Below are 11842 nucleotides of genomic sequence, written 5' to 3' on the forward strand. Positions count from 1 at the left end.
ATGAGCCTTTTGGATATCCGAAACCTCACCGTCGAATTCGCCACGGCCTCAGGCAAGTTCCGCGCGGTAGACGGAGTCGATCTGTCCGTCGACAAGGGCGAGCTGATGGCCATCGTCGGTGAAAGCGGCTCGGGCAAATCGGTGTCGATGCTGGCGCTGATGGGCCTGCTGCCCTGGACCGCCACGATTACCGCCGATCAGCTGAGTTTTGAGGGCATCGACCTAACCAGCATCTCCGCCCGCGACCGGCGCAAGATCATCGGCAAGGACATCGCCATGATCTTTCAGGAGCCGATGTCGTCGCTTAATCCCTGTTTCACAGTCGGCTTTCAGATCAAGGAAGCGCTGCGCATCCATCTGGGTCTGAACCGCAAAGCCCGCCACCAACGCGCAATTGAGCTGTTCGATCAAGTTGGTATCCCAGCACCGGAAAGCCGCTTGAACACCTTTCCGCATCAGATGTCGGGCGGGATGAACCAGCGTGTGATGATTGCCATGGCGATTGCCTGTAACCCAAAGCTGCTGATCGCGGACGAGCCGACAACGGCTCTGGACGTCACCATTCAGGCGCAAATTCTGGATTTGCTGATCCGGCTGCGGGATGAACAGGGGATGGGGCTGGTGCTGATTACCCACGATATGGGAGTCGTTGCCGAAACGGCCGAGCGTGTACAGGTCCAATATGCTGGTCAGAAAGTCGAAGAGCAGCCTGTTGGCGATCTGTTCAGCACTCCGCGCCATCCGTACACATCCGCTTTGCTGAGTGCGCTGCCCGAGCGTGCTACGTCCAAGATGCTACCTACAATTCCCGGTGTCGTGCCCGGTCAGTTCGACCGGCCAAAAGGGTGTCTGTTCAGCCCACGATGCAAATACGCCGATGATCTGTGCCACAACACTCAGCCCACGCCGCATGGTGCAGAGTTCGGCAAAGCCCGCTGTCATCATGTCGAAAAGATCACCGCCGGAGAACTGGTATGACCGCCCCCATCGTACAGGCCAGCGCTTTGGCCCGGTTCTATACCATCAAAGGCGGACTGTTTTCCAAACCAGCAACGGTCAAGGCTCTGTCTGGCGTTGATTTCGACCTGCAGCCAGGCAAGACTCTGGCCATCGTGGGGGAATCCGGCTGCGGGAAATCAACGTTGGCGCGGGTGGTGACAATGATCGAGGAACCAACCTCCGGCAGCCTCACCATTGATGGTGTCGATATCACTCCGTCGAAATGGGCGGAAATGCGCGAGACCGTGCAGATCGTGTTTCAGGACCCCTATGGCTCGCTCAATCCCCGACAACGGATCGGTCAAATCCTCCAAGAGCCCTTGAGCATCAACCGCCGCGACATGTCCGCAGCCGATCGCGAGGCCCGCGCGCGGGAGATGATTGAACTCGTTGGCCTGCGACCGGAACATTATGATCGTTATCCGCACATGTTTTCCGGCGGGCAGAGGCAGCGTATCGCCATTGCTCGCGCCCTGATGCTGAACCCGAAGGTATTGGTGCTGGACGAGCCGGTTTCAGCGCTGGATGTCTCGATCCAGTCGCAGATCTTGAACTTGTTGGTCGAGTTGCAGGAGAGGTTGAACCTCGCTTACTTGTTTATCTCGCATGATCTGTCGGTCGTGAAGCACTTTGCCGATGACGTGATCGTCATGTATCTGGGTCGCGCGGTAGAAAAAGCGCCCAAGGACAAGCTGTTTGCTGACCCTCGGCACCCATATTCCAAAGCGTTGTTGTCCACGACCCCGCGGGCGGATCCCGATGCGCGAAAGGATCGGATCAAACTGGAAGGTGAGTTGCCGTCGCCCATGAATATCCCCAAGGGGTGTGCTTTTGCACAACGATGTTGGCTTGCAACCGAAGAGTGTCGCACGGCCCCGCCAGAACTGAGCGGCACGGATCACAAGGTCGCGTGCCTTCATCCATTGGCCTAGCAGGCGTTTCAGCCGGCTTCGCCGCCCCGTGTCTTGACGACCATTGTCAGCAACTCGTCTTTGGTGCGTTGGATGTGTTTGGTCAGCAAATCACAGGCTGCCTCAACTTGCCCTTTGCGGGCCAGCGACAACAGCTGCCGGTGGTCTTTCTTGGCTGGTTCGCGCTGTTCCATCACGCTCAGATGCATACGAACATAGCGATCGGACTGCAGATTGACCCTTTGCAGTATTTCATTGGTCAGTCCGCGATCCGCAGCCGCGTACAAGGCCTTGTGATATTCATAATTCAGGCTTCCCCAACGGCCCACGTCGTAGGCCTCGTACGATTTTTCCATCTCATTCAGCAGCCGCTCACAAGCGGCGAAATCCGCTTCGGTCATTTGAGGAATTGCGCGTCTGAATACATCGACTTCCAAAAGCACACGCAGGTCGAAAATCTCTCCGATCTCGGAAAGAGAATGCGAGGTGACCGATGCACCGCGATTGTTGGTCAGCTGAACCAACCCCTCGGCATCCAATCGTTTGAGCGCTTCGCGGATCGGCATGCGTGAGACGTCGTAGTCCTCGGCCAGAGCTTCTTGCCGGATCGTTTCGCCTTCGGCCATCTCGCCGCTGAGAATACGTTCGCGCAGGTCATTTGTGATGACATCTGGCAGGCTTTGTCGTGCAATCGCGCGGGTTCGTGGCATAAGAGTGGTCTCGGTCGGTGATAACTTGTATCCAAAATACAAAACGAAGCTCGGATTTCCAAGGGTGTTGGATTCATTCGTAACTTTGAACGATTTCGACCTTACTGAAGGTTAGAAATGCCAAGGTGAATCATATGCGTTCCAAAGCACCGGTTTCTGGACTGACACAAGAGCAGGCTCTGGAATTCGACCAAAACGGCTGGTTTTGCAAAACTGTCATCTGGGCTTGGCATACGCGGCGGATCAGACAACCATGGACTGCAACATGAACACATCCAACATCCGCAACGAAGGCATGCGCATCGGTGGCAAGGTCGTCTTTACCGATGCCACTGTCCCGGTGCACTACCCGTATACGAATGAGGTTGTTGGCACGGTCCCCGCCGGAACCGCAGAACATGCGCGCAAAGCCTTTGAAATCGCGGCGAACTATACGCCCAGCCTGACCCGATACGACCGTAGCGAGATCTTACGGCGAGCAGGTGCATTGATCGGCGAGAAACGCGAATACCTTGCGAAATGGTTGACGTTAGAGCTTGGCATTTGTGACCAGCATTCGATTTATGAAACCAAGCGCGCGCAAGACGTATTTCAGTTCGCCGCGGCTGAGGCCATGAAAGATGATGGCGAGGTCTTTTCCTGCGATCTGACGCACAATGGCAAAGCACGCAAGATTTTCACCAAGCGCGAACCGGTGACAGCCATCAGCGCAATCACACCGTTCAACCACCCTCTTAATATGGTTGCGCACAAGATTGCGCCTTCGATCGCGACGAATAACTGCATGGTGTGCAAGCCAACCGAACTGACGCCGCTGACGGCGTTGACATTGGCCGACATCCTGTACGAGGCCGGGCTGCCACCCGAGATGTTCCAGGTCGTCACCGGCTGGCCGCAGGACATCGGGAATGAGATGATCACCAATGAGCACATCGACATCGTTACGTTCACGGGCGGGGTGCCGGTCGGCAAGATGATCGCCTCGAAAGCGGGTTACAAACGTCAGGCGCTGGAGTTGGGCGGCAATGACCCACTGATCGTTCTGAACGATCTGAGCGACGCCGATTTGGACAAAGCTGCCACCATTGCTGTCGCAGGAGCAACGGGCAATTCGGGTCAGCGCTGCACCGCGATCAAGCGCATTCTGGTGCAGGACAGTGTGGCGGACGCATTCGTACCGCGCGTTCTGGAAAAAGCTAAGGCTATCCGGTTTGGAGATCCGCAGGACCCACAAACGCAATTGGGTTGCGTTATACACGAGCAAGCTGCCGAATTGTTCGAAAAGCGTGTCTTGATGGCAGCGCAAGAGGGCGCGGAGATTCTGTATCATCCCGGTCGCCAAGGCGCAGTGCTGCCACCAATAGTCATCGACAAGGTACCCCATGACAGCGAATTGGTGATGGAAGAGACCTTTGGCCCCATCGTACCGATTGTACGCGTCCCGGATGACGATGCGCAGGTCATGGCTATCTCGAATGCCACCGCATTTGGGTTGTCGGCTGGCGTATGCACAAACGATCTGAACCGAGCAATTGCGTTCATCAACGGGTTGAAAGTTGGAACCTGCAATATTTGGGAACAACCCGGGTACAGGATCGAAATGTCCCCCTTCGGAGGGATCAAGGACAGCGGCAATGGCGTCAAAGAAGGCGTGATCGAAGCGATGAAGTTCTTCACCAACGTCAAAACTTATTCGCTTCCCTGGCCCGAATAACTGAGGCCCATTTTTGCGCACAAGATACCGTTGAGGATGCCAGCCGAGACCTTAGACTTTTTGTTCGAATTGAACACCTATCCAGTGCACCAACCAAGACGTGTTACGCAGTCCCAGCCTCGGGGTGGGCACCCCTAGCCGCAGAAATGACGTCAATTGGGGAACATTCAATTCATTTGTCAAACAGGACGAAATCTCATTTCGTAATTTCAAGGATTCTGTGCTAGGGTCCGACAAGATTTTAATGATTTCTTTCAAAGGTAGAATTTTCAGGTGACCGGCGACACAAAATGCACGTTCAAGCTGCGTCCGATGGAACGGTCTGATCTGGACTCAGTCCTTCCCTGGTTTCAGGATGTAGAGGACCTTGCGCGATTTGACCGAACTACGCGCGTACCGCTCAATCAGGCTCATGCAGAGAACTGGTGGAAAGACGCATTCGCAGCGCCTGATGCCAGCCGACAGTGTTGGTTTGTGATAGAAACCCTCGCCGGTGACACCATCGGACTTGCCGGGCTCGACTCAATATCAAACATTAATCGCGATGCTGTGGTCGCAGTTTTCGTTGACAAGGCCACGCGCAGATCCGGCGTGGGAATTCGTGCGGCCGCCTTGTTGATGGATCTGGGATTTCGGCAATTGGGACTGAACAGAATTACGTCATTTTACCGCGCAGACAATCACAACAGCCGGGATCTGGTCGCAAGGATCGGATGCCAGATAGAAGGTACGATGCGGCAGGCATGGTTCGCCGAGGGACAGTTTCATGACATGGTTGTCGTGGGCATCCTGCGGGACGACTGGATGGTGCATCGTGAGGTGTTGGGGCAGGAGCTGGACGCAAAAACCGTTGTCTCGCTGGGCCCAACTGATTGTACCGCGTGGTCATGGCCGCCAAAGATCGCAGACAATTGATCTATATGAATAACAAGGGTCTCGGTCGTCAAAAGCGATTTTTGCTATATGTTGAATGCGCGTCAGACCTGAGTCCGAAAGAAGAGTATCGCTTGTGAATACGACTGTTCCCAACTTTCCGATCACCCAGAAGCTGGGCGCAGTTTTGTTCGCGGATGTCGTCGGGTACTCACGGCTCATGAGTGAAAATGAGCTGGACACCTACAACGCATTGAAATCACTTATTTCTTTGCTGGAAACTTCATGTGCAAAATATCAAGGGCGCGTGGTTGAGGTGCGTGGCGATGGGATCCTAGCTCTATTCGAAACCGCCACCAGCGCAGTTGAATTTGGTGTCGAATTGCACCAGATCGCCAGTGATCACAACAAAACACGAGCGCAAGATCAGCGAATCAAATTCCGGGCTGGGGTCCACTTGGGAGAGATTCTGATCGATGAGCGTGGAATCCATGGCGACAACGTGAACATCGCGGCCCGGTTGCAAGAGATTGCTGAGCCTGAACGGGTCTATGTCAGTTCGGCGGTCTATGATCAGGTCTGTAACCGCTTGCGGTACGGGTACGAATTCCTGGGGCCAAAACAGCTCAAGAATATTCTGAACCCCGTTTCTATCTATTGCGTGCGCAGCGAAGTTGCTGGCGCAACTATGGCCGGAACGATGCGCCCTGATATTCAGGGGGATATTCTGGAACGTCCGGACACACCGTCCGTGGCGGTCTTGCCCTTCAGCAGCAGCGGTGGCGACGAGTCCGACAGTTGGATCGCCGAAGGCTTGACCGACGACATCATCATGAACCTGTCCAAGTTCCGGAACTTGTTTGTAATTGCCCGGAACTCGTCATTTTTCTTCAAGACCCAGGCGATGCCTCCAAAAGAGGCCGCACAGAAACTGAATGTGCGCTACGTCGCACGCGGCAGCGTGAGGCGCTCGGCCAGCCGCATTCGCATTTCGGCGGAGCTTGTCGACGCCAACACTGAACGCACCATTTGGGGCGAGCGGTTTGATCGCAAGATTGATGATATTTTCGACATTCTTGACGAGGTGACGGAGTGCATCGTCGCAGCCACGGCTGTGATGATCGAGTCGCACGAAAAACAACGGATGATCCAATCCATTCCGTCCGACCTCGAAGCCTATGGGTCGGTTTTGCAAGGCCAGCATCATATCTTCAAATACACGCGCAACGATAACCGCAAAGCGCAGAACTTCTACCAATCCGCCCTTGATCGGGATGAAGGGTATGCACGCGCCGCAGCCGCATTGTCACGTACGCTGAACATCGACTGGCGATATTCCTGGGCCGAGGATCCGTCACAGGCTTTGGACAAAGCGCTCACACTGGCGCAGCGCGCGATTGAACTGGACCCAACCGATGCGCGGGGTTTCGGAGAATTGGGTTATGTGCATCTGTACCGCAAAGAACACGATGCAGCGATTCAATCCTATGAACGTGCGCTGGCCCTGAATCCCAACGATGCGGATATGCATTCGGATTACGCGGACGCTCTGGCCCATTCCGGTGACAATGAAACGGCGATTACGCATCTTCAGCAGGCGATGCGGCTGAACCCGTATTTCCCGGATCAATACCTGTGGCATCTGGGCGGGGCCTATTACAATCTCAGGCGGTATGAAGACGTCATTGAGACCGTCAACAAGATGAACAACCCGACCGAAGGGCAGCGCATGCTGGCGGCCAGCTATGCTCAGCTGGGCAAAACGGATATGGCAAGCCTGATCCGGGAAAAACACCGTGAAGCGCATCCGAATTTTTCGCTAGACAGGTGGGCGACCATTCAACCGGATCGGTTGGAAGAGGATACCCAGCATTTTGTCGAAGGTCTGAAAAAGGCTGGGTTCTAACAGAAAAGGGGCACCGTGGCGGGTGCCCCTAAAGAACCTTGTGCAAGCTGGGTTCAATCAATCGCCGCCGCGCACTTTTGCACCGCTGACTTTTGCGCCACTTACTTTGGCACCGCTGACCTTAGCTCCAGAAACTTTCGCGCCACTGACCTTAGCGCCTGATACTTTCGCGCCACTGATTGCTGGGCTGTCAAAACCGAAATAGATGTCCAGCAGCACTTGTTCGAACTGCCCGGTCATTACATCCATGCGCATGGTTTGATCGGCTTTGTCATAGCGCCAGACCCGAATATCGTCGGCCATCTGATAATCAGCTGCCGCTACGCCACCGATGCCGGGTTCCTTTGGCGCACGGGAGGCGTTATCGGCCGGTACATTAGGCTTGGCGACTTCGTCCCCTTCATCATGTACGAGGAAAATTACCGGCTCGGGTAAGTCATAATACGTGCCCTCAAACGCGAATCCATAAATCTTGGCGAAGCGTGGTCCCTTTTTGCCTTGTGGATCTTTCGCCACGCCAAATTGTTGATCCAGATGTTTGTTGTCGCCTCTGGCTTTGGAAGGAATACGCTTGTATTCCAAGTCCTCTAGTACGCGGCCATAAATCAACACTTCTGAAAAACTGAGCAAGGATTCAGACATACCATTTTCTCCCAATTACGGGATCGACGAAGCCAGATTCCTCATCTCCCCCTCAAATCAAACTCGAACTAAAAACTCGAGCAAATGAATTCCAAAAATCACCCCCAGATTGCATGCCACAAAACCGCTTCAAAATAAAGGATTTTGCATCTCAATCTGGCGTCTGCGTACGGACTGAATTCGAATGGCTATCTTCATCCGGGTCGGGCAGGCGGGGGCCGGCGGTTGTCAGGCCAATATCGCGCATGCGGAAGTTGCCTTCGATGATGTTGCGAAAGGCTCCACCGGTGATTTCCTGGTCGACTGTCAGCAGGGCTTTTTCCACACCGAAATAGCTGAGCATATCGGCATCCAACCGCTCCCACGTATCGGCCAGATAGGTGCCCAAAAAATCGCGTGCCTCAAGCAAAGCGATCCGGAATCCGTCAGGGTTTTCTGCGTAACGCTCGTCGAAAATTCCCTGCATTACGGTGCTGTAATCCGGTGAGTCTTCCAACTGATCTGACAGGTGCTCTTCTTCGGGCGAAATCAGGCCATGCAGCAGCAGCCGCTCGTGATAGATGTCCACGAAAATGTCGAACATCGCGCCAGTCAAAGGTTCGGACAGGTCATGCTCGCTGGACCACCCGGCGGCGAACTCTGACAGGGATCGGGTATTTGCGGCTATGCGGATCTGGGCGTTTTCCGACAATTCTGCAAAGCGGTTCAGGCGGTTGAAGGTATAGAGATTGCCCCGCGTATTCTCGAGTAACGCATCGACGACCGAACCGAAATGCAAAGAAGCCAGCAGGGCGACCATGTCAGCGGCGGACTCGTGAAAGCCATAATACTCCCCGCCCGCGTCCCCGTCCGAGGGAATTCCGATCACGCTGTAGATAATGGCATGACCGATCTCATGGGCCACGACATCAAAGTTCAGGCTGTAGGGGCGGTATTCGTCGCCATGTTCATGCGTGCCGCCGGTTTCAAGAAACCCCCAGCCGATATGCGCGTTATCCAGGCTGGGAAGCAAAGAAAGCTCTAGCCTTTCGAAATCCCGCGCGAAATGCCAAGGGATAGGGCGGTCGAAATATCCCTGCCAGACATCCATGGTGAAATGAGCTGACCCGAACAGATGGGCGGCTTCGAATGATGGATCGTCCGGGGCGATGTGAAAGAAGTTTCCAAACTCATCTGGCATGGCCGGGGGCTGAATGTACCCATCCCAAGGCGGCAGATACATGCCCGGGCCGCCAGGGCCAGGTACAATGGCGCCATAGGGCGTGGTTTTCCCAACCGGATTAACGGTGTACATGCGCGGTCCGGACGGCCCGGGCCCGATACTCCCCTGGGGGGCCGAGATCTCGACAAGTTCTGGCTGCGCGCCCGGTTCCAGAAACGGAGATTGCGGATAGAGCAGGAACCGCGTGCCCGGTTCTTCATGTTGCATGTTTTCGGGTATGTTCATCACTTAACCTCCCGTTTCCGCGCAGGTGTCGTCTGATCTTGGGCAAGAGACGAATTGGCTTCAGTTTGGCAGTACAGGAACTCGGCCTCGATCAAATCACAAAGCGCCGCACGGTCGGGCAAACCCAATGAAACTGCATAAGCGTCCAGATTGTCAGGGATTTGCCGACCCAGACGGGTTTCAAAGTACCACAAGACCATTCGTAGTTGTTCCGCGCCGGACCGATTATCTTTCTCAATGGTCGCTTTGGCATGAGCCCGATCCCTAAGTTTGCTATAGAGGTCGGTGCGTTTTAGCTCTGCCAACAATGGTCCGTTCAACTGGCCTGCGCGGGATGCAACGATTGCTTCGATGCGTGCGGCGTCTGCCAGAATGTCCTCATAACTCGTTGGGCTCAAATCGTTTGACTCCAGCCACTCCAGCAAGTGGGCCTTGTGCGATAACCCAGCGCGGGATCTGTGGTCTGCCATGTGCCGGATCAGGGTATCGCGGTCTGGTTTTTGATCCTGCGCTATCGCTTCTTCTTCGGCGATGATGCTGAGCACGGCGCGTGTACGCAGATCTGCATAAAGCTCGGGATTTAGTCTTAGTTCGTCTATGATCGAATGGTTTTGAACCTCGTCTCTGTCCACGCGATCGCAGAGTTGTTTCCACATCAATGTCCGTTCGGTGCGCATCGCTGATCTCTGTGTATGGGTCGCCTGCGACAAGCAGTCGGCCATTTGTACCAGCATTTCACGGGCGTCATTCGCCTTGGCGTCGATTTGGCCTTCGGGAAGCCAATCAACAAACTTGGCGATGCCAGGCAGGCTGCTCAGAGCTTGACCGAGGTCTTTCCAGTTGCGTTGCCGATAGTGCCGCGCCTTCGCGTACTTCAGAATCTCAACCGCGTTTTCGCGCGACAAAACACCAGAGTTTTTGGCATGTCTGACGGTCGCTCGGATCGAGACCATGGGCGTGCTTAGTGGTTGAAAGCCAAGTTCTGCGGGGCTGTGTAACACCGCAACCTCGTCGTCATCCTGCAAGGTGCCGTTAAGGTAATCTTCGAAGATACCCCCAACACCGATCATCCCGAAATCAGCCAATTCTGCCGCGCGCAGAGCACCCATACTGGCGCTGCCGAAAACCGGAATACCTTGCTCGATCGCCCAGAGAATTTCTTTGTGCCAGACGGATGGTACGCCGTCGAAAAACCCGTCGATGATCCCGATCGCTGCCGGCTTGTCCCGCGCCGCGCGATACACATCGCCCTGTTTCACGGGAGGCAGAATAGTGGCGTCCAAAATTGCTTTGACGTCGTCACAGGGCAGGGTAGGGCCAACAAAAACAACGGCTGTCATGCGACCTCACCCCTGATCCGCAGAGCCCTGCTGCCGGGAACATAGTCGGAGTCATCATGCGGTGCTTCGAGGCCCGGAATGATGGCCCGCACCACAGCAAGATCGTATTCGTCCCGCGACAGGTCCACGATTACAACTTGCTGAAGGCCGATATCATTCAACTTGCTCAGCAGAAGCGCAAGGTCTTCATCGAATGATTGGGTTGAGTAAGTGGGACAATCCTGAAACCGATCTGTCGGTTCGGCTTGGTCAATAAGTTCGCGGACATATCGGCCCCGCTCGGTTTGCGCCTTGTCCGTGAATTCGACCGGGTCCAGGTCATCCCGCGCACCTGAGATGTAGGTTAGTCGAGTTTGTGCCGCCTCGGTCACGGCGCGCAGCAAGGCAATGGCGCGATCCGGGTGACAGCCATCTCCGATACCGATATGGCCAGGACGCCCCCCGGTCTCGCAGATCACGCAGCGAAAGCTGGCGATCCCGATGTCAGAGGTCGTGTTCCAAATCCCGATTTCCAAATCTGCGGAAGTGATCATTTCGATGGCTTCTTGGCATCGAGGGTCGTCCACCGTAGCGGAGTCGACCCTTGTTGCAGCGGCTTTGTGTGACCACAGGGTCGTCGCGTCCCGTTCAATCAACTCGCAAATCGCGTGGCAACTGGCCTCTGCCAGGCAGTTGCCCGAAGCCAGACCATTTGTCGTTCTGGGGAACGCTCGCTGGCCGCCAATTGGCGGCGCAGTGTAGTCGGTGTCGACCATCTCTAGCGGAGCCCAACAGGCGCGTTGGGCATTTAGGTCGAGGCCTTCAACCCAAAGCATGGTGCCCTGCGGATCGAACTGAGCCCCTGTAACGCGCGGCAGGCGATCCACATCCACAACGGCCGCATCGCTGACCAGGTCCGCATATCGAGCCAACCGTTGCGGCAGTCGCACCCGTTCCGCGTGCCAGGCCTCAATCGCTTCCATCACACCTGACGCCTGGGCGGCTTGCACCGAAAGACCTTTGCCAAGGGACACAGCAACCGACCGGGAGTTTGGGCGCGAGACCATCACGGTCGGCAATCCGATCCGATCCAGACCTGTCAAATTGGCAATCCGCGTGATCCCCATGTCCCGAAGATATGGCTGCACGATGCTCAGAGTTTGCCCGGGCTCGCGAAGGCGATGGGTATCATGCAGATACTTCTTAATTGAATCGTCGGTCATGCCATCGACTTTACGAAAACAAACGTGCCCTTGGGCGCAAAAAATAATCTATATGAAATCAGATTGGTGGATGAGCTCTGACAGGTCAACCTTATGTG

General features: G+C 55.3%; 10 protein-coding genes. 5 read left to right on the forward strand and 5 right to left on the reverse strand.

The genetic code is table 11. The annotated features are described in order from the left end of the window. Together ACR0MV_RS06815 and ACR0MV_RS06820 are read left to right on the forward strand one after the other, a co-directional pair. Positions 1–978 carry an ABC transporter ATP-binding protein gene (locus ACR0MV_RS06815; RefSeq protein ID WP_480701525.1) on the forward strand — a complete coding sequence of 326 codons (978 nt, stop codon included), beginning with the start codon at positions 1–3 and terminating at the stop codon, positions 976–978. Next, a complete protein-coding gene (locus ACR0MV_RS06820) occupies positions 975–1931 on the forward strand; it encodes an ABC transporter ATP-binding protein (RefSeq protein ID WP_480701526.1) in 957 nt (318 codons plus the stop codon). Before ACR0MV_RS06815 ends, ACR0MV_RS06820 begins: the two co-directional genes overlap by 4 nt. A gap of 8 nt (positions 1932–1939) precedes the next feature. Here the strand turns inward: ACR0MV_RS06820 and ACR0MV_RS06825 are convergent, their stop codons facing one another. Then, positions 1940–2620 (reverse strand): GntR family transcriptional regulator, encoded by a 681-nt coding sequence (locus ACR0MV_RS06825; RefSeq protein WP_480701527.1) that lies wholly within the window; start codon positions 2618–2620, stop codon positions 1940–1942. 265 nt (positions 2621–2885) lie between these two features. Between ACR0MV_RS06825 and phnY the strand changes: the two genes are divergently transcribed. The 3 genes from phnY (at position 2886) to ACR0MV_RS06840 (ending at position 7113) form a co-directional block, all read left to right on the forward strand. Further along, complete coding sequence (gene phnY / locus ACR0MV_RS06830) at positions 2886–4334, forward strand: phosphonoacetaldehyde dehydrogenase (RefSeq protein WP_480701528.1); 1449 nt, start codon at positions 2886–2888, stop codon at positions 4332–4334. A 273-nt stretch (positions 4335–4607) separates the two neighbouring features. Further along, positions 4608–5249, forward strand: a complete 642-nt coding sequence (locus tag ACR0MV_RS06835) for a GNAT family N-acetyltransferase (RefSeq protein WP_480701529.1) — start codon at positions 4608–4610, stop codon at positions 5247–5249. Positions 5250–5343: 94 nt separating this feature from the next. Continuing rightward, positions 5344–7113: a tetratricopeptide repeat protein gene (locus tag ACR0MV_RS06840; RefSeq protein ID WP_475206594.1), complete on the forward strand. Its 1770-nt coding sequence runs from the start codon at positions 5344–5346 to the stop codon at positions 7111–7113. Positions 7114–7170: 57 nt separating this feature from the next. On the opposite strand, the gene ACR0MV_RS06845 is transcribed toward ACR0MV_RS06840, so the two are convergent. From ACR0MV_RS06845 to ACR0MV_RS06860, 4 genes are all read right to left on the reverse strand, one after another. Next, positions 7171–7755 carry a pentapeptide repeat-containing protein gene (locus ACR0MV_RS06845; RefSeq protein ID WP_170423496.1) on the reverse strand — a complete coding sequence of 195 codons (585 nt, stop codon included), beginning with the start codon at positions 7753–7755 and terminating at the stop codon, positions 7171–7173. A gap of 151 nt (positions 7756–7906) precedes the next feature. Next, positions 7907–9202, reverse strand: coding sequence for a gluzincin family metallopeptidase (locus ACR0MV_RS06850; protein WP_480701530.1), 1296 nt, complete (start codon positions 9200–9202; stop codon positions 7907–7909). Further along, entirely contained in the window at positions 9202–10542 is a 1341-nt protein-coding gene (locus ACR0MV_RS06855) for a TfuA-like protein (protein WP_480701531.1), read from the reverse strand. Before ACR0MV_RS06855 ends, ACR0MV_RS06850 begins: the two co-directional genes overlap by 1 nt. After that, a complete protein-coding gene (locus ACR0MV_RS06860; protein ID WP_480701532.1) occupies positions 10539–11744 on the reverse strand; it encodes a YcaO-like family protein in 1206 nt (401 codons plus the stop codon). Before ACR0MV_RS06860 ends, ACR0MV_RS06855 begins: the two co-directional genes overlap by 4 nt. Between the last annotated feature and the right edge of the window lie 98 nt (positions 11745–11842).

This window comes from Ruegeria sp. BC3 (assembly GCF_056539265.1).